The following is a 21,592-nucleotide window of genomic DNA, read 5'->3' on the forward strand; positions in this document are numbered from 1 at the left end:
GTAAACGCGGGCCCGGTTAATGGTTCCGGCCGCCGTCGGGTTTCGGTCCGTTTCGAGAATGGCACCTTTGCCGTGGGTACGATGCGCGGGTCCTGTGGGGACCCGAGTCGATCATGTGAAGTCTTCCGGCCTTTCCGGGGGTCTTATACCGGTTCGACGGCCACGGGCGTGAAATTATGCCTGTCTTCCCAGGTGCCCTGCCAGCGTTATACCTATCAGACTGTATAAACGGTCCGGGCCCAACGGGCCGCGAGACGGTTTGATCGCCTGAAGGGCCAACGGAACTTAGCCCAGGGTTTCACCCCGGGAAGGCGTTTCCCCCTCGACCCAGCCCTGCTAAGGCGTCACGCCTGTACGCCCATCCAAACAAACACCCGCCCCGCCGGGTGTTTGTTTGGATGGGCGTACAGGCGTGACGCCTTAGGAGGGCTCGATCGTGATTTGACGGTTACCCAGGGGGTAAAGCCCTGGGCTATGTTCTACCGGCCCGTTGGGCCTAAGATCGATTCAACCGGGTACGGAGCATCCTCCGGCGCCGGCACTCCCCGGCCTGATTCTACCAAGGTAACTGTCTGAATGGTATTACACGCTCTACAGGCGGGGTCCGGTGACCAGCCGTCCCAGCACCCGGATCAGCTTGACCGCTCCGGGCGGCCTTTGGCGACCAGTACCGGGCAAGGCTCCAAGTCCACCGCCCATCCAGCGGTACGATAGGAAAGGGGGGGGCACAGGTGCCACGCCGGCAGGAAGCGCGCGCACAGTGGCAGTTCTTGACTTCATCGATGCCATGCCCGGATTCCTCAGCCGCATCCCTTCCGGGCATGGCGTAATTCGAGATCACTTCAGCGCGCTTAAACGCCTGCCCGCACCAAACCGGCCGGTAGATCGATGACGCGTTCAAGGCATTGCGAATCTTTCCTTGCCGAGGGATGCGGCATTTGTCCCTACCGGGCATTTAAGAATACCTTGGTTTGGTCATCCGGTCGGCTGCGCGTGCGGCAACACTTCCGAAAGCGGCGTGGCGATGGACTCCAAAGACTTGCGTTCGGCTTTGACGCCGAAGAGCGCTTCCACGACCGCAGCCACCACCATCACGAAACCGGCAAAACAGTAAGCCCAGAACAACGCTGTCCGCGACCCGGAGCCGATGATCGCTCCGAAGATCGACGGCGCAATCGCGCCCGCTAAGGTGCCAAACGCATAGAAGATGGCGACCGCCAGCCCGCGGATTTCCAGCGGGAAAATCTCACTCACCGTCAGGTAGGCCGAACTGGCCGCCGCCGAGGCGATAAAGAAGATGATCGACCATGCGATGGTCTGCGTTAATGCGTTGAGGGCTCCGATTTGGAACAGGTAACCGGTAATCGCCAGCAGTACGCCCGAAACCGCATACGTCAGCGTGATCATGGTCTTGCGCCCAATCGAGTCAAAGAGGTGGCCCAGCAGGATCGGCCCCAGCAAATTGCCAAACGCGAACGGGAAGATGTACACGCTCACCGTCTCCGGCGGCACCTGGTAAAACTGAACCAGGATGAGCGTGTAGGTAAAAAAGATCGCGTTGTAGAGAAACGCCTGCGTCACCATCAGAGTGAACCCCAGGATGGAGCGGGTCGGGTATTGATGGGCCACTGCATTCCAAATCTCCGACCAGGCGGTGTACTCCCGCCGCCGGATGCGCTGCTTGCGGCCCGACAAAGCCGGCAGGCTGCTTGGATCGTGGGTGACTTCCCGTTCGACCGAGGCCACGATGTCCTCCGCCTCGCGGCCCCGCCCATGAATGGTCAACCAGCGGGGACTCTCGGGCACCCAGTGCCGGAACAACAAAATCAGCAAACCCAGGACACCGCCGATGATAAACGAAAGGCGCCACCCGTAGGAAGGGGGAATCAGGTGAGGGTTCAGTACCACATACGTTCCGAGGGCTCCCAACATGGCCCCGGCCCAGTAAGTTGAATTGATCACCAGGTCAACCTGCCCGCGCACCCGGGCCGGAATGAGTTCGTCAATGGCCGAGTTGATCGCTGAGTACTCACCGCCGATACCCATTCCCGCGATGAAGCGGAAGAGGGCGTAGGTCCAGAAGTTGACCGAGAAGGCCGTGAGGGCCGTGCCGCTCAGATAAATGAGCAAGGTGGCGTAAAAGAGTTTTTTGCGACCGATGCGATCGGTGGCAAAGCCGAAGAAAAGCGCCCCGACCACCTGCCCGACCAAGTAGACGGTGGCCCCGGTGCCAATCTTGGCATCGGTCAGGCCCAGGGTGGTGGCTCTTTCAACATGCCGCCCAGCGCGGAAACCAGCGTCACCTCCAGGCCGTCTAGAATCCAGGTGATGCCGAGCGCCAGCACGACTAACCAATGCCATCGGCTCCAGGGCAGTCGATCGAGGCGCTCAGCGACGTCGGTTTCTACGTATTCAGGGGCAGCCATAAGTTGTCTCCGTTAATTGTTCATTTGAAAATGGATAATCTTCGATGATGGATGGATCGCCGCCGGGTGGGCGGTTACCTCGCAAACGGTCACCCTGAAACGGCAACCCACGTTCGCACATCTGATATTATCGTGGTTGTAAAGCCTTCGGGTTAGACCTGAGTGGTGGACTTACCAGCAAGGGCGAAACCTACTCAAAGGCTGTCCTGACCATTGGATCAAGCCCTCCGGCCAGCTACCATGGAGCGATCCCCTGGACCGAGCGACGCCTGGAGCGCCGGTGTTAGGGGCAGGAGACCGGACGATGAAGATGTATAAGAGACCAAGCGTTGCCAGGGCGCAGTTCGCCGTGTAATTCCAGGGAAACGATGGAGGTTGGCACACCCCGATGTTTTACTGACTCGGGCGACGTCCATCTATAAGTTTGCAGCGGTAAACGGGAGCATCAAACGCTGTGGTGCGCTCAAGTGATGACCGGGCCGAAGTGGAGGCTGCGCGTCCTCCGTGCCCGCCACCAGCGGCACGGCCGGTACAGGTGATGCGTCGCCGGGCGGCCCGCGGGGTGTACCTCAGCGCCTGGGCTCCAACGTGAGTCGGGGGGCGATGATGGCGAACCTATGCTGTAGCCAGACCAGGCAGTCAAAGAGCCAAAGGCGCCACCGCACTTCCAGCAACTCGCGGTCGTCCCCGGCTAATATCGAGTTTACGGCCGGCACCAGGCGCAGGAACTCCCGCGGGTGGAAAAACACTTCTGCAAAGGCCGGCGTGTACCAGGCGGTAACGAACTTAAGGTACAAGTCCATCACCCGGTTAATGCGTCGCGCATAGCGCGCAAATTCCCGGGCCTGAAGGTCTGGCCGGTGCAAGACGCGGTTCAGCGCGTCGGCCGCCTTTTCACCCGAGAGAATGGCGATGTAAACCCCGCTGCTCCAGACCGGGTCAATAAAGCCGGCCGCATCGCCTGCCAACAGCCACCGCTCGCCGGTCAATTGCCTGCAGCGGTACGAAAAATCCCCCGTGGCATACACCGGCGACACGCGCGTGGCCCCTTGCAGCTTCCTGGCCGCGCAGGGGTAGGCGTGCACGCTCGTCATCAGGACGGCTTCCGGGCTCTGGCCGGCGCGTTTGTAGGCGTTGACATCCATGACCAAGCCCACGCTGGTCTTGCGGGAGTTGATCGGGATGAACCAAAACCAGCGGTCCGACGCCCGCACCATCTGGGTTAACGAACCATCGATGCCGGGCTCGCGTTCGGCCCCTTCGAAATGCGCGTACAGGGCAAACTTCTTCAAGTGGCCGTAAGCCCGCTTCAGGCGGAATTGGTGGCCCAGCAGGCTGGCGCGGCCCGAGCAATCGAGCACGTAACGAGCGCGCCGGGTGCGGCCATCCGTCGTCGTCACCACACCGCCGCCCCCGTCAAAACGAATTTCCTGGACCGCCGTACCGGCCAGCACTTCGCAACCGCACTCCGCGGCATGGTCGAGAAGCACTTTGTCGAACACCGCGCGTTCAACCTGGTAGGCGGTGGGCTGTTCGCACCGGAAAACGTGGTCGAAGAGGAAACGATTTTGCTTGGTGCCGCAGCCTGAAATAATCTTGCCGCCGTGCTTGATGATCAGATCGGTGGCTTCGACCTTTTCTTTGACGCCCATGCGCTGGAGCGTGCGAAGGCTGCCGGGCAGCAGCGACTCGCCGATCTTGAAGCGCGGGAAAATATCCTTTTCGAGCAGACCGGTTTTCCAGCCCTGCTTGGCCAGCAAGGTGGCGGCCGTGCTGCCGGCCGGCCCACCCCCGATGATTAAGACGTCAAACGTTTCTGTCATAGCACCGGTGATCCACGCACCGCCACCGGCATAGCGGGCAGCCCCGGGCGATGTCAAGTGAGCAGCCCGGCCGAGCCATTTGAGCGGAAGCATATGGTTAGCCATCGTAGTCGTTCCGACCTGTCCAGGAGGAACGATTGAAACCTCGGCCTCGGGCGCGGGCGGGCCCGGGCCGGAATTTGAAGCTTGGGCTGCATCTTTTCTGGCAGGAACCCGGAAATCTGAAATCCCGACTTGACGAGTATAGTTAATTTAGCCTACCGGCTTAGTGGAGATTACCGATGAACGATTTTCAGCCGGATTTCGACGTTGACTTGCTGGTCGCCGGCGGTGGCACGGCGGGTTGCGCTGCGGCCATCAAGGCCAAAGAAGCATTGCCCGAGGGTACCGTGCTTCTGTTGGAAAAAGCCAACGTCAAGCGCAGCGGGGCGATCGCCCTGGGCATGGATGGGGTCAACAATGCGGTCATCCCGGGCCACGCCACCCCGGAGCAATACGTTAAGGAGATCACGATGGCCAATGACGGTATCGTGAATCAGGCGGCGGTGCTGGCGTACGCGCAAGAGAGTTTCCCGATGGTCCAGGAGCTCGAAGCGTGGGGCGTCAAATTCCAGAAGACCGCTTCGGGCGATTACGACGTCAAGAAGGTGCACCACAAAGGCAGCTATGTATTGCCCATGCCGGAAGGGTACGACATAAAGAAAATCCTTACGCGCACCCTTCGACGCACGGGGGTCAAGACCGAAAACCGCGTGATGGCCACCCGGGTGCTGTTGGACGGCGGCCGCGCCGTCGGGGTACTCGGCTTTAATGTGCGCACCGGCGAGTTTGTTGTGATCCGTGCGAAAGCGGTGATTCTCTGTTGCGGCGCGGCAGGCCGGCTCGGGTTGCCGGCCTCCGGTTACCTGATGGGCACCTACGAAAACCCTTCCAACGCGGGCGACGGCTTTTCGATGGCCTACCATGCCGGTGCAGAACTGACGAACATCGAGTGTTTCCAAATCAACCCGCTGCTCAAAGACTACAACGGCCCGGCATGCGCTTACGTGAGTGGGCCTTTTGGCGGTTACACGGTCAATGCGCGCGGCCATCGTTTCATGCGCTCCGACTACTGGAGCGGGCAGATGATGATGGAATTCTACAAAGAACTCACCGGCCCCAACGGGCCGGTATACCTGAAGATGAATCATCTTGCGCCGGAGACCGTGACCGAGATCGAGCGGATCCTGCACACGACCGAGCGTCCCAGCCGGGGCCGGTTCCACGCGGGCCGGGGAGAAAGTTACGGCGAGCAGATGGTGGAAATGGCCGTCTCGGAAATCGGGCTTTGCAGCGGCCACAGCGCGTCCGGCGTCTGGGTCAACGAACGCGGTGAAACGACGGTGCCGGGCCTTTATGCCGCGGGGGACATGGCCTCGGTGCCGCACGGGTACATGCTCGGCGCGTTTACCTACGGAAAGATCTGCGCCCGTCACGCCGCGGAGTTTATTGCCTCGGCGGGTACGTCCCGTGTTGACGACGGGCAGGTCGCCGCCGAGCGCGAGCGCGTGCGGCGCCCGCTCGCACGCCCTGAAGGGATCCAGCCGCACCTGCTTGAATACAAGCTGCGCCGTCACGTGAACGATTACCTCCAGCCGCCAAAAAGCGCCCACCGGCTCCAACGCGGCCTCGAGTATTTCCTCCGGGCGCACGAAGAACTTGAGCAACTCGGCGCCCGGGACCCGCACGAACTGATGCGGGCGACCGAGTGCGGCTTCATCCGGGACTGCGCCGAGATGGCCGCGCGCGCGTCGCTCTACCGAACCGAAAGCCGATGGGGCTTGTACCACTGCCGCCAGGATTTTCCTGAAATGGATGACGTGAACTGGTTCGTGCACGTCAACCTGAAGCGCGGAGCCGACGGCGGCATGCAGCCGCTGAAGCGGCCGGTCGCCCCTTACGTGGTGCCGCTCGACGAAGATGAACTCCGGTCATACCACCACCTCCGCATTGCCTCGGCGGTCGCGTAAATACCCCAAATGAGTACAGAACCTTTCTCCAAACCGGTTGTGGCCGGTAGGCTCAAATTTACTTCCGAGACTGCCGCGGCCCAGGCGGCCCAGATCGCGCCGAACCGGCAAACGACCAAGCTGTTCGATGTGCCGGTGGTTGTGGACGAGCCAAAATGCATCCGTGGCTGTCACGTCTGCGTCGAATCGTGTCCCGTGGATTGTCTGGCGATCGACCCGGTCACCGGCAAATCGCACATGAAGTTCGACGACTGCTGGTACTGCCTCGCGTGCGAGGTGGACTGCCCGACTAACGCGATCACGGTCAAGATCCCGTTCCTGATCCGGTAACCTGTTATGACTGAAACCACCCCGAACCTATGGACCGAACGGCTGCGCAGCAACGAGGTTGACGTACGCCGAATCGCCCTCACAGAACTTCAGGAGGAACCCGACGCGGTGCCGATCGAAGCGGTCCTGCCGTTGCTGCGCGATCCTGACGCCGCGGTGCGGCGGCTGACGATCGGCGTTCTGGAGGAATTGGGAGACGTCCGGGCCATCCTCGCCCTGGTGGATGCCGCGGCTGCCGGCGATGGCGACGTCGCCACCGCCGCGAGGATCGCCCTGCGCGAGTTCCGCACGTCCGCGGCCACCTACCCCTTGATTGAAGGAGTGGCGCACCCGGACCCGGACGCGCGCGCAGCCGCCATCCTTGCCTTGCGGGACCTAAGGGCCCCGGAAGCTATTCCCGCGCTCACGCGCGCGGTGGGTGACGCGTTCCCGCATGTCCGGCGAGAGGCCGTCATTGCGCTGGCCCATTTGCGCCGGGCTGAGGTCTTGCCGATCCTTCGCCAAACGCTGAACGATGCGGACCCTGAAGTGCGCAAAATCGCGGTTGGCGCGGTCAGCTTTTTCCAGGAGCCGACAACCAACCGCGACCTTCTTAAAACGCTGTTCGACGAGGATTGGCAGGTACGGCGTGAATCGGCGATCGCCCTCCGCCGGTTTCCTTCGGAAGGGACCGTCACCGCCTTGAATGGTGCGTTGGACGACACGCGTTGGCAGGTGACCAAAGAGGCGCTTGCAAGTCTGGGCCAACTGCGCGGCGCAGAGTCAGCCTCCCTTGTGCGGTTCCTCTCCCATGACATTGCCGATGTCCGCATCGCCGCGGCCACGGCTCTCGGTCACTGCGGGCCCAACGCTGCGGCGGCTGAGCTCGAAACCCTCCTGCAAGACCCGGACGCCGGCGTCCAGAAGGCGGCACGCCGTGCCCTTGATCGGCTGAACGATCCTTCGCCTCGCGATGCCTCAACCTAATCGTCCCTAATCGTCTAATCGTCACTCCGTGAAAACCCGAACCTTGAAGATCGTCGCGGCGGGCCTTACCCTCCTCACAGTCACGCGCGGGCAGGCCGGCGAAAAAATTCCGCGTCAGCATCGGCACGCAGGACACCACGATCAATTGCGCCGCCGGTGGTCCGGTCGTTCGAGAGTTGCACCTGCTTGAAAAGTACCTGCCGCACGATGGCAAATACAAAGACGCCGAGTACGACATCCATTGGCTGAATTTACCGACGGGTGCGCAGTTGAACACCGAGGTGCTCGCCAACCGGCTCGACATCGTGCAGATGGCGGATTTCCCGGCCACCGTTGGCCATGCCAGCTTTCTGGCTTCCAGGACCGGCGTAAAAACGTTGTACGTCGCCTCCCTTTCGGTGGGGATCCGTGGCGCCGGCAACGCGCTGCTCGTGCCTAAAGACTCGCCCGTGCAAAGCATCCGGGAACTGAAAGGTAAACGCATTTCGGTGCCGGCCGCTTCCACGGCGCACGCGTTTCTGTTGCGAGCGATTCAAAAGGAGGGGTGGGACCCGGAAAAGGATGTGACCATCACCGTGCAGACCCCGGAGGTAGGCGGGTCGGCACTGAAGGCGAATCAGATTGACGCGCACGCGGACTTTGTGCCCTTTGGCGAGCTGTTTCCCTTTCGCGGCTTTGCGCGCAAGATCCTCGACGGGGAGAGCACGGGCCTGACCACTACCCACGGCGTGCAGGTGCGCTCCGACTATGCGCAGAAATACCCGGAAATCGTCGGGGCGTTTCTCCAGGCGACGCTGGAAGCCGACCGGCTCTTGCGCGAGAAACCGGAAGAACTGGCTGAGGCGTATGAAAAATGGACGGGAATCGAAGCAGAGGTCTTTTGTGCGTTCCACGGTCCGGCCGGCATTCAGACGCGTGACTTCACCTTCAAACCGGAGGTAATCGATGCGCTGCGCAACGCGTCGCAGACCCTGAAAGTTCTCAAGAAGACGGCAGCCGACGTCAAGGTCGATGAGTTCGTCGATGATCATTTCATCAAGCAAGCGGCGGCGGCCTCGGGCATCGATTACGAAGCGCGTTTGAAAGATTACGCCCCCTTGCCTTTCACCGGTAGCGCCGCGGACACCGGCCGGCCGATTAGCGAACCAAAACTCGCGGGTCAAATCTGGGTACGTGGCGAGCACAAGGTGCGCCTGTACAGCTCGCCCGAGGCAACGCTGCAAGCGCTAGGGCAGCTCCAGGTTCAAGCGAAGCGGGCGCGCGTGGTTTTCGTTCACGATCGTGACATCGGTATTAAACTTTTTGCCGACAAGGTCTGGTACGTGAACAAAGGGGGGAAGCTGGCCGCGTTCCTGTTGCGCGAAGGTGCGGATGCCTGGGCGGCCGGGAACGGCGGCCAGGTTCTCGCCTATCGCGACGCTGCGGCCCTTTTCAGCACCACGCAACAGGCCGGTCTCGCCCCGTCCGGACCCGGCACGTAGGCGCAAGCTTCTTAAGGCGATGAATGCCTTGCATTTCCGATCCGTCGGTTCCGGCGCTCTTGCCCGGTCGCAGCCCGCGCCGGACTTCATCCGGTTTGCCCGTTCATGGGCGCTGCGGATTGCGTCGATCGTTGCGTGCTTGTGGGTGTGGCAGCAGGCTTCCACCCGGGGTTGGCACACGATCATTCAATTCCAGAATGTGCCTGCCCCAACCGAAGTGGTCCAGGCGACGCAGCGCATTCTGCAATCGCCAAAGGTTCTCAGCCACGTAGTTAACAGCCTGCGGCGGATTTTCCTCGGGTTTTCGCTGGCGGCGGTTCTGGCCGTCGGATCGGGACTCGTCATCGGGCGGTTCCGGCTTGCCGGCGACGCGCTCATGCTGCCCCTTGAAATCCTGCGGCCGATTCCCGCCGTCGCCTGGATTCCCCTGGCGATTCTAATGTTCACCAGCCCCGAGTACAGCATGGTCTACATCACCTTTATCGGCGCGTTCTTTCCGATTCTGGTCAACACCATCCACGGCGTGCAGAGCCTCGATCGGCGGCTCATCTTCGCCTCGATGACGTTAGGCGCCGGGCCCATTACGGTGTTCCGCGAGGTGATCCTGCCCGGTGCGTTGCCGTCGATTGTGACCGGATTGAGCATCGGGATGGGCACGTCCTGGTTTTCACTTGTGACCGCGGAAATGATCTCGGGCCAATTTGGCATCGGCTACTACACGTGGGAAGCCTACACGCTGCAGAACTACCCGGACATCGTGGTAGGCATGATCGCCATCGGCGTCCTTGGCATGCTGAGCAGCTGGTTGATCAAACAAGCAGGCGCGTGGTGCATGCCGTGGCTGCGTTCAGGAGCAGCCACCGTATGAGCGCGCCTGCTTCGGTCGACGGCGCGCGCGGGGCGATCCGGCTGCGGAACGTCGGCATCTCGTTCGGCGCTGCCGCGCAGCCGATGGTGGCGGTACGCAACATCGACCTCGACATCCTGCCGGGCGAATTCATCGCCATCCTTGGGCCATCGGGCTGCGGGAAGTCAACCTTACTCGGAGCCGTTGCCGGCTTTACGCCCGTTTCGGCCGGCGAGATCGTCATGGACGGTGAGGCGGTGCGCCACCCGAGCGCAGAAAGGGGCATGGTGTTCCAACACCACACGCTTTTCCCCTGGAAAACGGTGCTCGGCAACACGGAGTTTGGCCTTAAATTGCGCGGCGTGCGGAGGGTCGAACGCCGGGAACGCGCGCATGACATTTTGCGAAGTGTCGGCCTCGCCGGATTCGAACGCCGCTACCCGGAACAACTCTCCGGCGGCATGCAGCAGCGGGTCAATCTCGCACGCGTGCTCGTCAACCGCCCGCGCCTCTTACTCATGGATGAGCCGTTCAGCGCGCTCGACGCGCAAACCCGTCTGCAAATGCAGGAACTGCTCCTGGAACTCTGGCAGGAACTTAGGATGACGGTGACCTTTGTCACCCACGACATCGACGAGGCAATCTTCCTCAGCGACCGCGTGGTGGTCTTCAGCGCCCATCCCGGCCGGATCAAAGCCGAAATTCCCGTGAGGCTTGACCGCCCGCGTTTCACGGATACGCTCACCAGCCCCGAGTTCATGCGCCTGAAGCGCGGCTGCATGGAATCCATTCGCGAGGAGAGCGAGAGTCCGCACCGCCTGGATCGCAATGCGCATCGCCCGTCCGCTCTACCCGCTTGCGAAGCGGCAGCGGCACCGTCGGCACCGTAGGTCAGCCCGATCTGCATCTCCTAAGCGAGTCGAACACAGCCTTTTTCATGGTCGGCACCCGGCGGGGCGGGCGTTTCAAAGATTCCGAAGCTTCCCGCCGGCCCACCACTTGGGACCTGAGGCCCTGCGTCAGAACACGTCCTGCAGGCCTCTTTGCTGCAGGGCCAACCCGGCTCGGGATCGAGTGCTTTTCGGAGGGGAATGAGGGGTGGACCCAAGGGCGCTGACCGCGGCATCCTCGCTCACCGCTCGCCGTCCCAGGCGTCGCCGGTCAGCCCCGCGCCCAGAACATGCGGCGCGCCCGTCAGCAAGCCTTCCAGCTGGCGCAGCGGCTCGCCCACCCGGATACCGCCGGGCTCAAGATACAGTTCACGGATCGTGTGCTCGTGCGGGCCGGTGCGCTTTTTGGTAACGGCGACCGCTTTACGAATCGTCCCGCCCGCGTCGAAGTGCCGCAGCAACAACAGGGTGTCGCACAGGTAACTGATGTCCAGCGGGCCAGTGAGTTCCGGCCCGGCGAGGCCATGTTGGCCGGCGACCAATAAAGAGAGCACGCCGTTAGCCGCCAGAAAGTTCAACAGTTCGTGCATCTGGGTCAGCAGTTGCTGCTCCTGGGGCATAGCGTGGAAATAGCCCGACAAACTGTCGATGAGCACCACGCGTGCGCCGCCTTCGTCCACGCTCCGGCGCACGACGTCGCTAAACTCCCCCGCCGACAAGTCACCGGCATTGATCTGCTGCACGGTCACGAGCCCTTTGTCGACGAAGGGCCGCAGGTCCAGGTTCAAGCTGGCTGCCCGCATGAAAAACGTCTCGAGCCGTTCCTCAAAAATGAAAACGGCGCCCGGTTTGCCCTGCTGAGCCGCGGCGTGGACGTAGAGGGTCGCCAGGGAAGTCTTGCCCGTGCCGGTGGCGCCCAGGAGCAGCACGGCGGTGCCCGCTTCCAGGCCGCCGCCCAGCAACGTGTCCAGGGCGCTCAGGCCGCTCGCCATCGGGGTGCTCCCCAGGTGGTCGCGCCGGGTGCCCACCGCAAGCCGCGGGTAAACCTCCAGCCCCCCCGTGCCCACCGTAAAGTGGTGGTAACCTCCGTGTACGGCCAAGCCGCGCATTTTGAGGACCAGGAGCCGCCGGCGCACGTTGCCGAACTCGGGTGCCCAGCGTTCCAGCCGCAATACCCCATGGGTGAGATCCTGGATGTCTTGGCTGGTGGGTTCTCCCGTGTGCGCGTCAATGAGTAGCGTTGTGCAACGTTTGGACGCCAGGTGTTGCCCCAGCGCGAACAGCTGTCGTTGAAAGTCCGGTACGTTGCTCGCCAGCGGGCGCAGCTGCAACAGGGAATCCACGACCAGTCGCTCGGGCTGCACGCGCTCGATGAGCGCAAAGAGTTGGGAGATGACGTCGCGCAGTTCGAGCGCCACGTTGCGGAAAACGGCCTCTTGGCCTGGCGCCTGCTCGGTCGGGCCAAAGGTGGACCAGTCCTCAAGCGTCACGCCCTCCAGGGACCAGCCGTGCGAAGCCGCGATTTTACGCAGCGCCTCGGCGCTCTGCGACAAGGAAAGGTAGAGCACCCGCTGGCCGCCGTTGAGGCCGGCACGCATGAATTGCAAGGCCAGGGTGGTCTTGCCTGTGCCGGCTTCACCCGTCACCAGGTACATCTCGTGTACGGGCAGCCCTCCATGAAGGATGCGGTTGAGGCCGGCAACGCCGGTGGAAACTTGGGCGGGCACGGTTGGGTGCATGTGAAGGTAAATCGTTAAGGGCGCTGATGATTGGAGAATGTTTCAGAAATTATACTAAAAATGTTTCAGAAATTATACTAAAAATGTTTCAGAAGTTATAGTAAAAGTGGAAGGGAAAAAAACGGAAGGAACCGTGGGGTGCAGAGAAACCGGGTCACCCCCGCAGGCAAGCGCCGCCGGGAGGGTCTCCGAGTGCAGGCGGCCATCAATCACGGCGGCTCGCACCTCCAAGGCCCGGTGGCGCCCCGGTTCCGGGCCGGCTCGCACGTATGATCCTGTCCACCGTAAGGATTCCAGTCCGGAAAGGCGCCGGACCACACTACGGACATCGAACCCTTTACGAGTTGGCCGCGACGTTGGCCACCGCCCTCCAATGGGGGATACGTCATACGATCTTTGCCGGTCTCGACGTGACCCGCGATACGCTGTTGAAAGCCGGGATCGGAATCAACCCCGACCGCAAAGTCATACCAACCGAACGTAGCTTCGAGTCGCCAGTATTTCCTCAGGTTATCGCCAGGTTGCAAGCGGCAGGCGGTAATCGCCTGAGTATAAAGATCCGGAACGCTGGTGCTCGGCAGCGAAACCGCGGCGTCGTTGGGGCTTGCAAAGTTGAACGCCGAGGTTAGATCACCGGTAACCGCGCGGCGCCAAGCGGTGATGTTTTGCTCGCGCAGTTCCGCATTCCGGCTACGGAACCACCGTTCGATGAACTGGATGATAGACGTGTGATCGAACACCTCCGAATTGACCCAGCCTCCCTTGCTCCAGGGCAATATGACAAGCATCGGCACTTGCATGCCTAACCCGTAGGGACCACTCGGGTATTCGGAGTTGCCCGGGAATATCTCATTGGTGGTGTCGACGTTCGAGAACCCTTGGGTCCGGGACTGAGGTTGGGTTGGGGCGACGACGTGGTCGAAAATCCGTCATTCTCGTCATACGTGAGGAAAAAGAAGGTCTTGCTCCATACCTCGGGATTTGCTGTCAGCGCATCGAGAATCTCCGACGCATACCACGCGCCGTAATTCCCCGGCCGGTTCGGGTGCTCCGGGTAGGCTTCCGGGGCGACGATCCATGAAACCTGCGGCAGTTGGCCGTTGCGAACGTCATTTTGGAAGATATCGAACAGTGATTCCCTGGCGAAGGCGTTGGTTCCCGTCCTGGCTTTCTCGTAACGCGGGCTGCCCGGATGCGCGTTCTGATATTGTTGGAAGTAGAGGAGCGAGTTGTCGCCGTAGTTGCCAATGTAGGCATCCTGAGTCAAACCCATTCACCGGCCGCGGTTAGGCCCATGCCGATGTCCTGGTAAATCTTCCAGTATACCCCGGCCTGCTCCAGTAACTCCGGGAAGGTAGACCAGCCGTACCCTGCGTCGGCGTTATCGACTACCGGGCCTCCGCCGCTGCCATCGTTGCCGACCCAACCTGTCCACATGTAATATCGGTTCGGGTCGGTTGGCCCCATCAAAGAACAGTAGTACCCACCGCAGATGGTGAACTGAGCTGAAGCCTTGCACCGGTGTTGCTACGCGGGGTGACAACGCGATGCCGGAAAGGCAGAACAGCTTCAACGACTGGGATATTTTGCGCGACCCAGCCCGAAGCATGCCTTCGCAGGCTGAGGGGAGCGGAACAAGGTGGGGTGCGCTCAAGGCGGGTGGGTCCTGGCGGACTCCAAGAAATGCTACAGTGCCTCAGCATGCCTCTTTCGAAGCTGACCAAGGTTGCATGAGCAAAAGCCGCTTGGTACACTCGGGAGCGTCATGAAAGCTTTCCGGTGGTTTTTGCTCTTCATCGCATTTCTGAGCCTGACTTGCGTCGGGTTGGTTGCGCAAATGGACGGCTCCGCGCCCATCGAGTCCTACGTTGCCCGGCTCAGCGCCCGGGATCACTTCAACAGCAACGGTCAACGGCTCCAGAGTCCCGCAGCGATCATCCGCCAGGATCGAGCGAACTATTACGTGTATGGCTACCGTGACCCGGAGGATGAACCTGATCAATTCTTCAGTAGCAAGGAAAATCGTGCGCGGCTGGAGCGTTTGCTGGAACGGGGAACCAGCACCCCGGAAGCGCGTCGCCTCGTCGTCAATGGTACGCCGCTGATCCGGGTCGAGGTTTACCAAAATTTCGTGAATGTTACCATCATCTCAGAGTAGACGTTCACTCCTGCTCCTGGTGGGATGGCTGCTCGCCGGCGCGATGGGCGTGGAAATGCGTGCGGGTGCGCAAAGCGTTCCGGCTAAAGCGCAAGCGTTTCTGCGTGCCTACCCCAACTTCTTCGCAGGTTATAAGGACAATCAGTTGGTCTGCCAGGACGGCACCGCGATCCTTTTCGATGACGGCCGTTCCAAGACCTACGAGCAACGCCTGTCCGACGCCGATCCTGAGGATGAGCTTTGGCAAGCTTACCCGACCGGCCCTGATTCCTATCGGCCTCCGGCGGTGAATTTCGACCCGGGACGCTATCGTTGCGCAACCCTGTTTAAAAAGATGTACGGCGCGAACGCGCAGGAGGTAGAGGCTCATCTTCGGCCGATCCCTTGGATGCCGAAGTCCACGCATGCGACGGTGCGCATCACGAGCGTCAATGGGGTTGATAAACGGTTAGAAGCCGTTTCGGCGGAACTCGACCAACTTCCTGCGGAAGATAAACGATTTGTTCTAAAGACCGCCGGAACTTTCAACTGGCGTCCGATCGCCGGCACTGACCAGCTCAGCGCCCACGCGTTCGGAATTGCCATCGACATCAATGCCGATTATGCGGACTACTGGCGCTGGGGCGGCAGGGCAACGAACGGCTTGATCCCCTACCGGAACCGTGTTCCACGCCGGATCATTGAGATTTTTGAACGGCACGGTTTTATCTGGGGCGGCAAATGGTACCACTACGATACCATGCATTTTGAGTACCGTCCCGAGCTCCTGCTTTGAGCCGGGTATAGTAAGGATCCAGCACGATTCGCGGTAAACTGAAAGCATGAACGCCGTCCGACTTTACCACGCTCGCAGCAGCGAAGGCGTAATCTTCGAGGAGGTACCGGCGCCCGCAGTCGGTACCGGTAACGTGCTGATTCGAATTCACGCCACTACCGTGACCCCCGGCGAACTCGAATGGTACCCAACTTGGCATACCCGAGAAGGTGCACCACGGTTAAAGCCGATTCCGGGTCACGAACTTTCCGGGATGATCGAAGCCGTCGGTCCGGAAGTCACGGGCTTAAAAAAGGGCGATCTCATCTACGGGATGAACGACTGGTTCAGCGATGGCGCTGCTGCCGAGTACTGCCTGACCACCCCGGCCCAAATTGCGCCCAAGCCGGCGGCCGTCGATCATCTGGAAGCGGCGACCGTGCCGATTTCAGGGTTGACGGCGTGGCAGGCATTATTTGACCGGGGAAAGCTGGAAACCGGTCAGAAAGTCCTGATCCATGGTGGCGCAGGCGGCGTCGGCAGTTTGGCCATCCAATTGGCGGCTTGGAAGGGAGCCTTCGTCGCAACGACGGTCTCTGAGGCGAACGCGGAGTTCGTCCGAGCGCTCGGTGCTCACGAGGTTATCGATTACCGGAAAACAAGGTTTGAGGAGGTTGCGGCTGACGCCGACCTCATCCTGGACCTTGTCGGCGGCGACACCCTGGCGCGCTCATTGCGAGCCGTTAAGCAGGGTGGGCGCGTGGTGACGGTGGCCACCAGCTCGGAAACCAGTCAAGACCCGAAGGTAAAAGAGGCTTTCCTCCTCATTGAACCCAACCGGGAACAGCTCCTCGCTCTCACCAGGCTCATTGATGCCGGGACGATCCGGCCCATCGTCGGCGAAGCGTTCTCGCTGGAGAAAGCTGCCCAGGCATACTTTCCGATCAAAAAGGTGAGTCGCGGCAAAGCAGTGCTCCGAGTCTCAAACCCGTAGAAAGTGAAAGAAATCACGGGGTAGTTTTAGGAGGGCAGGGGCTTCCGATGGGCCAGGCCGGCCGGAGTTGAACACGCAGTGGACACTGCGGCGCCGTGTGAGCTGGTGGGTCATTTGTCAACGTTGTGGTCATCAATACCATTCAGATAGTTATCTCGGTAGAAGGCCTGCTCAGGGGGCGTCGGCGCCGGAGGAGGATCCGTAGCTGGTTGAATCGGTCTTAGGTCCGACGGGCCAGTTCTTATTGAGACTTAATCGATACGATCATGGTCATTTTCCCTCCGAATTTTTCGATGATCATATTTGTTAACCCTCAACAGGCCCGACGGGCCGGTAGAACATAGCCCCGGGGAATGTCGGCTCAGGGCGGGTCGGCGCCGGAGGAGGATCCGTACTTAGCTGAAATGGTTTTAGGCCCAACGGGCCGGTAGAACATAGCCCAGGGTTTACCCTGGGTAACCGTAAAATCTCGATCGAGCCCTGAAGGGGCGGCAGAGGGCGTTGCTCACGGGTTCTGCCGCCCTTTCAGGGCTCGATCAGGGAGGAAACGCCTTCCCGGGGTGAAACCCTGGGCTCAGTTCCTTTGGCCCTTCAGGCGATCAAACCGGCCCCAGGCCCGTTGGGCCTGGGCCGGTTATACGGTCTCCAAGGTTTAACACTGGCCGGGCACCTGCGAAGCAAGACAAGCTCTTACCTCCATGGCCGTCGAAATGATATAAAGGGGGAAGCTTACGGGCCTCCGGCATAAGCCCGGCCCAGAAGCAACCGTTGCGCGCCGTAACCGAACAAGAACCAATCCGCGGGCCAATCAACGGCAACAACTTTGACAACTGACGACCCACTAGGTCTCCGTGCCGGCCGGGTGCCGAACGAGGCAGACCGGCAAGGCGCGCTCGCTTTCATCGAAAACCGTGATGGCCTCGGGGCGGCACCGTAAATAGGCTCGCTCGCCCACTTTTCTCCCGATCAAGTTACCGCATTTGACCCACACGGTGTGCTCGCGCAGGCGCACCGCGACCAGGTATTGGCCGGCCACACCAAGAAACTTACGCACGACTGTGCAAGGAACGGATTCGGGATGGGGATCCAAGGTGAGCCCTGCGTGTTCAGGCCTTATGCCGAGAACGAGTTTTTTCTGCGATTGCGCACCGGCCGGCAACTCGCCGGAGAGTCGCACGGGATAAGGGAAGAGGTCGGACTTGAGCAGTCCACGCTCACCGGTGTGAGGCCGATGATCCAGGAAGCTCATGCCGGGATTCCCCAAAAACCATCCCCCGAAACGATGGCTGGGATGATTGTACACTTCGCGCGGCGCGTCCTGCTGGAGCACCTCGCCGTCCTTCATCAGCACGATTTGGTCGGCCAAAGTCATGGCCTCGTTCTGATCGTGGGTCACGTAAACGATGGTTTGTTTCAGCTCCCGCGTCAGTTTTTTCAGGTCCTGCTTGAGCCGGAACTTTTGGTCGGGATCGACATTCGTGATTGGTTCATCGAAGAGCAGGATGGCCGGTTGCCGGGCGACGGCCCGGGCAAAAGCCACGCGCTGGCGCGTGCCGTTATCGAAACGGTCTGGATCTTTTTTCAGGCTCTTTGCCAGGCCAAGAAGCTCAATGGCGGTTTGGACTCGCCGGCGGCGCTCCGTAGGCGAGAGTTTAAGTTCCCGCAACGGTAACTCGATGTTTTCGAAGACCCCCAGCCCCCGGTAAAGCGTCGGGTATTGAAAGACCATGGCGATGTCGCGGCGGCGGGGCGGCGCGTTTGTCACGTCCTGGCCGCCGATTCGGATTTGCCCGGAGGTGGGCGACTCCAGGCCGGCGATCATGCGAAGGATCGTGGTTTTGCCGCAGCCGGACGGGCCGAGCAAACACGTCGTCGAATTCGGCACAACGCGCAGGCTGATTCGCTTTACCGCCTCGAAGTTTCCAAAGCGTTTGGTGATGTCGACAAGCGTAACTTCTGACACAGCGTTATCCCCCCGCTGAACGGGCTTCGGCTACCCCGGCGCGAGCGTTTCCCGCGATCACGCGTTCACCGGTTTCTGCGTCGAAAAGGAGGAGTTCGGGCCCGGGAACCGTGAAGGAAAATCCCTCGGCCCTCACGGGCGCCGGCGCGGCGTTGGACCAGGCTCCCACCAGACGTGTGCCGCCCGCCTCAAAGTAGATCAACGTTTCCGCTCCCAGGTCTTCTTGCAACAGGGTTCGGCCGGTCGCGCCGAGGTCTTCGACGGAACGTTCAGTCTGAAACCGGATCGATTCGGCCCGGAAGCCCACGGTCAAGCGTCGCGGTGTGGAGTCGAAAAGGTCGACCGCGAACTCGCCGAGGGCGGTACGGCAGCGCCCGTCTTGCGCCTCGCCGGAAATCAGGTTGGCCGCCGGGAACCCAAGCAGTTGCAGGGTGCGGACGTGGTTGGGACGATAATACATTTCATCCATCGGGCCATGTTCCTGGATGCGTCCTTCGTCCAGGATGTAGACTTGGTCGGCCAAAGCCAGCGTTTCCAGCGGGTCCGAAGTCGTGTAGATAAATGTACCGCCTACTTCCGAGAGCATGTCACGCAGGTCAACGAAGAGTTGTTCGCGCAACTTGAAGTCGAGGCCGACCAGGGGGTCGTCCAGGATGAACACGGACGTGTCCTTGATCATGCCACGGGCCAAGGCGACGCGCTGTTTTTCACCCCCGCTCAACTGGTTCGGGTACTTCTCCAGCAGGTGGGTGATTTTCAGTTTCTGCGCGAGTTTCTCGATCGGCGGCCGGATCTGGTCCCGGCTGCGGCCGGCAAGCGCGAGCGGGTAAGCGATGTTGTCGATGACCCGGTAATGCGGGTACAGGGCGAAGGACTGCGGCACGTAACCGATGTGTCTGGTTCCGGCCGCTGTGCGGGTCACGTCTTTGCCACGGAGCCAAACGCTGCCTTCATCCACCGGTTCCAGTCCCATGATGAGTCGCATCAAGACCGATTTGCCGGACACCGGCGGACCGAGCAGGACCGAAAAACTGCCTTGAGCAAAGGTCGCGCTTACCCGGTCCAGCACCCGATGCTCGCCGTACGCCTTGCTCACGTCTCGCAGGTCGATCTCGGCCATGGCGCCTTCTCAGCTCGGACGGTTTCCAAGATTGGCGAGGATGGGCACCAGCCAGATCCCGACGGCAAACACCCCCGCCACGATGGTTAACCCGAGAAGTAAGCGCAGAAGCGTGCCAACCAGCCTGGAGTCCGGCGGGATGTTTCCGGCCACGGTTTGCAGCAAAGCCGACACCATCAGCAGAATCAAACCGCATCGGTAAAGGTCCACCGACACATTCTGCGCGATCAGGCAGAATCCGATGAGGATGCCGGTGAGAAGAACGATCTCGAGCTTACCGGCAAAAGGCAATCGGAAAAATTTCATCGGGCAGCATCAGATCGGCTGAAAAGCAGCGGGCCGTTTCTCTCCCGGTTCACACTTCGCCGCGAACCGCACCGAAAGTCATGCCCACGAGCAGGTATTTCTGAAAAAAGTACAACGCAATAACCGGCGGCAAAAGGTAAATCGCGCCCAGGGACGCCACAAACGTCCAGTCGACGCCGCCCTGTTGGTAAGACTGCGTGACGAGCAGGGTCGGGATGGTCGTCGTGCTTTTGCCGCCGAGAATGAAATTAAACAAAAACTCATTCCACACGAAGATCAGGTTGAACACGAACGCCGCAATCAATCCGGGTTTCACCTGCGGCAGGATGACCTTGAAGATCACGTGAAAGCGGGACGCGTTGTTGGCCAGGCCGGTCTCGTCGAACCGCAGCGACACGCCGCCCATGAACCCTTTCAGAATCCAGAGCGAGAACGGGATGCTGTACATCGCGTAAAACAACGTCATCGGCCAGAAACCGTCTTTCCACCCCAACGCCGCGTACATCAGGTAAACCGGTACGACCACCGCGGCGCCCGGCACCATCCGGATCGACAGGATCAAGAACATGATGAAATCCGTTCCGAACGGCTTGAATCGCGACAAAGCGTAAGCGGCCAGAAACGAGATCACGATCGCAACCGAAACGGATACCACCGAAATCAGCAGGCTGTTGCAAAACGTCGGCCAAAAGCTTTCCCGGTTAAAGAGAGAAGCAAAGTTGGCAAGCGTAGGTTGGAAAAGCCATTTGGGCGGGATCGACAACAGGTCTTCCTTGGTCTTGAACGCAGACAAAATTATCCACAGCACCGGGAAAAAGTAGACCAGCGCGACCAGCCAGAGCACGCCCCAGTACGCGTAGGTTTTCCAGTTCTGCCGGCTGCTCATGCCGAGTGTTTCCGCCGGTGAAGGTTCAAGAGGTACAAAAAGAGGGCGGTGAAAGAAATTGCCGTGAGCAGGGTGATCACCGCGACGCCCGAGGTCCACCCGATGCTGAAGGCTTCAAAGGCCCGCCGGAACATCATAACGCCGATTACCTCGGTCGTACCGCCGGGACCGCCCCGGGTCAGTTGGTAAACCAGATCCGTCACTTTGAAAGCGTCAATGGTGCGAAGGATGATGCCCAACACCAGGATGAAGCGGGCATGCGGCAGGATCACATGCCGGAACCGATTCCAAAGGCTGAGCCGGTCGATCTCGGCAGCCTCGAGTTCTGCTTTCGGCACCGACCCGAGCGCAGCCAGCGTGATCAAGACCATGAACGGCGTCCACATCCAGACATCGACCGCCACCAGGGCGGCAAACGCCAAACCTTCAGTGCCGAGGTATTCCACGTTGGTGTGCGTGATGAGGCGCGTCAGATAACCGATCACCCCGAACGTCGGATCGTAGTTAAGCCGGAAGAAGGTGCCGATGGCCGCAGGCGTGAGGATCATCGGGGAAAACAGGAGCGTCAATGCGAGGCGCCGGCCGGGCATTCGTGTGCTTCCCCAGTAGAGGGTCCCGATCAGCGCACCGAGCAACGTGGTGAGCGTTACGCTGAAAAAGACGAAGGTAAACGTGCGGCTGAACGCCAGCCACAGGTCGATGTTGTCGAGGTAATCCAGGTAGTTACGAAACTGGACAAAACGCGGCGGCCGCCCAAGCGTCAGCGAATAGTTGTAGAAGCTCATGCCCACCATCCAAAACAACGGCAGGAGATTCCAGATCGCGAAAAACATGAGCGCCGGCGCAAGGAGGAGCCATGGATACAAGCGGGAATTCTCGATCGCACGCATGCCCGATCAC

16 protein-coding genes and 2 pseudogenes are annotated in these 21,592 nt (G+C 60.8%); 9 read left to right on the forward strand and 9 right to left on the reverse strand.

The genetic code is table 11. From position 1 onward, the window contains the following. Positions 1 to 975: 975 nt before the first annotated feature. Together JO015_12965 and JO015_12970 are read right to left on the reverse strand one after the other, a co-directional pair. Positions 976 to 2,426, reverse strand: a pseudogene (locus tag JO015_12965) (MFS transporter). A gap of 569 nt (positions 2,427 to 2,995) precedes the next feature. Further along, the gene (locus JO015_12970; GenBank protein ID MBW0000009.1) at positions 2,996 to 4,249 is read right to left on the reverse strand and encodes a tryptophan 7-halogenase; all 1,254 of its coding nucleotides are present in this window, start codon (positions 4,247 to 4,249) and stop codon (positions 2,996 to 2,998) included. Positions 4,250 to 4,530: 281 nt separating this feature from the next. Here JO015_12970 and JO015_12975 point away from each other — a divergent pair, with 281 nt between their 5' ends. The 6 genes from JO015_12975 (at position 4,531) to JO015_13000 (ending at position 10,772) form a co-directional block, all read left to right on the forward strand. Further along, positions 4,531 to 6,258: a fumarate reductase/succinate dehydrogenase flavoprotein subunit gene (locus JO015_12975; GenBank protein ID MBW0000010.1), complete on the forward strand. Its 1,728-nt coding sequence runs from the start codon at positions 4,531 to 4,533 to the stop codon at positions 6,256 to 6,258. A 9-nt stretch (positions 6,259 to 6,267) separates the two neighbouring features. Further along, positions 6,268 to 6,588 carry a ferredoxin family protein gene (locus tag JO015_12980; GenBank protein MBW0000011.1) on the forward strand — a complete coding sequence of 107 codons (321 nt, stop codon included), beginning with the start codon at positions 6,268 to 6,270 and terminating at the stop codon, positions 6,586 to 6,588. Between the two features lie 6 nt (positions 6,589 to 6,594). Beyond that, entirely contained in the window at positions 6,595 to 7,554 is a 960-nt protein-coding gene (locus JO015_12985) for a HEAT repeat domain-containing protein (protein MBW0000012.1), read from the forward strand. 119 nt (positions 7,555 to 7,673) lie between these two features. Further along, entirely contained in the window at positions 7,674 to 9,035 is a 1,362-nt protein-coding gene (locus JO015_12990) for an ABC transporter substrate-binding protein (GenBank protein ID MBW0000013.1), read from the forward strand. 19 nt (positions 9,036 to 9,054) lie between these two features. After that, positions 9,055 to 9,903 carry an ABC transporter permease gene (locus JO015_12995; GenBank protein MBW0000014.1) on the forward strand — a complete coding sequence of 283 codons (849 nt, stop codon included), beginning with the start codon at positions 9,055 to 9,057 and terminating at the stop codon, positions 9,901 to 9,903. A gap of 83 nt (positions 9,904 to 9,986) precedes the next feature. After that, positions 9,987 to 10,772 (forward strand): ABC transporter ATP-binding protein, encoded by a 786-nt coding sequence (locus JO015_13000; protein MBW0000015.1) that lies wholly within the window; start codon positions 9,987 to 9,989, stop codon positions 10,770 to 10,772. A gap of 242 nt (positions 10,773 to 11,014) precedes the next feature. Here the strand turns inward: JO015_13000 and JO015_13005 are convergent, their stop codons facing one another. Beyond that, positions 11,015 to 12,511 (reverse strand): AAA family ATPase, encoded by a 1,497-nt coding sequence (locus JO015_13005; GenBank protein ID MBW0000016.1) that lies wholly within the window; start codon positions 12,509 to 12,511, stop codon positions 11,015 to 11,017. 209 nt (positions 12,512 to 12,720) lie between these two features. After that, positions 12,721 to 13,978: pseudogene (locus tag JO015_13010) on the reverse strand (DUF756 domain-containing protein). Positions 13,979 to 14,276: 298 nt separating this feature from the next. On the opposite strand from JO015_13010, the gene JO015_13015 reads away from it, so the two are divergent. The 3 genes from JO015_13015 to JO015_13025 are packed head-to-tail and all read left to right on the forward strand — an operon-like array spanning position 14,277 to position 16,417. Next, the gene (locus tag JO015_13015; protein ID MBW0000017.1) at positions 14,277 to 14,669 is read left to right on the forward strand and encodes a hypothetical protein; all 393 of its coding nucleotides are present in this window, start codon (positions 14,277 to 14,279) and stop codon (positions 14,667 to 14,669) included. Then, entirely contained in the window at positions 14,647 to 15,444 is a 798-nt protein-coding gene (locus JO015_13020) for a M15 family metallopeptidase (GenBank protein MBW0000018.1), read from the forward strand. Before JO015_13015 ends, JO015_13020 begins: the two co-directional genes overlap by 23 nt. Before the next feature lie 46 nt (positions 15,445 to 15,490). After that, a complete protein-coding gene (locus JO015_13025; protein MBW0000019.1) occupies positions 15,491 to 16,417 on the forward strand; it encodes an NADP-dependent oxidoreductase in 927 nt (308 codons plus the stop codon). Between the two features lie 841 nt (positions 16,418 to 17,258). On the opposite strand, the gene JO015_13030 is transcribed toward JO015_13025, so the two are convergent. The 5 genes from JO015_13030 to JO015_13050 are packed head-to-tail and all read right to left on the reverse strand — an operon-like array spanning position 17,259 to position 21,582. Continuing rightward, positions 17,259 to 18,380, reverse strand: a complete 1,122-nt coding sequence (locus tag JO015_13030) for an ABC transporter ATP-binding protein (GenBank protein ID MBW0000020.1) — start codon at positions 18,378 to 18,380, stop codon at positions 17,259 to 17,261. A 4-nt stretch (positions 18,381 to 18,384) separates the two neighbouring features. Beyond that, a complete protein-coding gene (locus tag JO015_13035; protein MBW0000021.1) occupies positions 18,385 to 19,500 on the reverse strand; it encodes an ABC transporter ATP-binding protein in 1,116 nt (371 codons plus the stop codon). A gap of 9 nt (positions 19,501 to 19,509) precedes the next feature. Continuing rightward, on the reverse strand, positions 19,510 to 19,806 hold the full coding sequence (locus JO015_13040) for a hypothetical protein (protein MBW0000022.1): 297 nt from the start codon (positions 19,804 to 19,806) through the stop codon (positions 19,510 to 19,512). A 49-nt stretch (positions 19,807 to 19,855) separates the two neighbouring features. After that, positions 19,856 to 20,692 carry a carbohydrate ABC transporter permease gene (locus tag JO015_13045; protein MBW0000023.1) on the reverse strand — a complete coding sequence of 279 codons (837 nt, stop codon included), beginning with the start codon at positions 20,690 to 20,692 and terminating at the stop codon, positions 19,856 to 19,858. Next, positions 20,689 to 21,582, reverse strand: a complete 894-nt coding sequence (locus JO015_13050; protein ID MBW0000024.1) for a sugar ABC transporter permease — start codon at positions 21,580 to 21,582, stop codon at positions 20,689 to 20,691. The genes JO015_13045 and JO015_13050 overlap by 4 nt, the downstream gene beginning before the upstream one ends. Positions 21,583 to 21,592: the final 10 nt, after the last annotated feature.

The organism is Verrucomicrobiota bacterium, from assembly GCA_019247695.1.
Lineage (GTDB): Bacteria > Verrucomicrobiota > Verrucomicrobiia > Chthoniobacterales > JAFAMB01 > JAFBAP01.

What these genes read in the sequence shown, in the direction of transcription:
- JO015_13020 (MBW0000018.1), top strand. Translation starts at nt 14,647, where the DNA reads ATGTTACCATCATCTCAGAGTAGACGTTCACTCCTGCTCCTGGTGGGA.
- JO015_13025 (MBW0000019.1), top strand. Translation starts at nt 15,491, where the DNA reads ATGAACGCCGTCCGACTTTACCACGCTCGCAGCAGCGAAGGCGTAATC.
- JO015_12995 (MBW0000014.1), top strand. Translation starts at nt 9,055, where the DNA reads ATGAATGCCTTGCATTTCCGATCCGTCGGTTCCGGCGCTCTTGCCCGG.
- JO015_12970 (MBW0000009.1), bottom strand. Translation starts at nt 4,249, where the DNA reads ATGACAGAAACGTTTGACGTCTTAATCATCGGGGGTGGGCCGGCCGGC.
- JO015_12975 (MBW0000010.1), top strand. Translation starts at nt 4,531, where the DNA reads ATGAACGATTTTCAGCCGGATTTCGACGTTGACTTGCTGGTCGCCGGC.
- JO015_13005 (MBW0000016.1), bottom strand. Translation starts at nt 12,511, where the DNA reads ATGCACCCAACCGTGCCCGCCCAAGTTTCCACCGGCGTTGCCGGCCTC.
- JO015_12980 (MBW0000011.1), top strand. Translation starts at nt 6,268, where the DNA reads ATGAGTACAGAACCTTTCTCCAAACCGGTTGTGGCCGGTAGGCTCAAA.
- JO015_13000 (MBW0000015.1), top strand. Translation starts at nt 9,987, where the DNA reads ATGGTGGCGGTACGCAACATCGACCTCGACATCCTGCCGGGCGAATTC.
- JO015_13050 (MBW0000024.1), bottom strand. Translation starts at nt 21,582, where the DNA reads ATGCGTGCGATCGAGAATTCCCGCTTGTATCCATGGCTCCTCCTTGCG.
- JO015_13040 (MBW0000022.1), bottom strand. Translation starts at nt 19,806, where the DNA reads ATGAAATTTTTCCGATTGCCTTTTGCCGGTAAGCTCGAGATCGTTCTT.
- JO015_13045 (MBW0000023.1), bottom strand. Translation starts at nt 20,692, where the DNA reads ATGAGCAGCCGGCAGAACTGGAAAACCTACGCGTACTGGGGCGTGCTC.
- JO015_13035 (MBW0000021.1), bottom strand. Translation starts at nt 19,500, where the DNA reads ATGGCCGAGATCGACCTGCGAGACGTGAGCAAGGCGTACGGCGAGCAT.
- JO015_12985 (MBW0000012.1), top strand. Translation starts at nt 6,595, where the DNA reads ATGACTGAAACCACCCCGAACCTATGGACCGAACGGCTGCGCAGCAAC.
- JO015_13015 (MBW0000017.1), top strand. Translation starts at nt 14,277, where the DNA reads ATGAAAGCTTTCCGGTGGTTTTTGCTCTTCATCGCATTTCTGAGCCTG.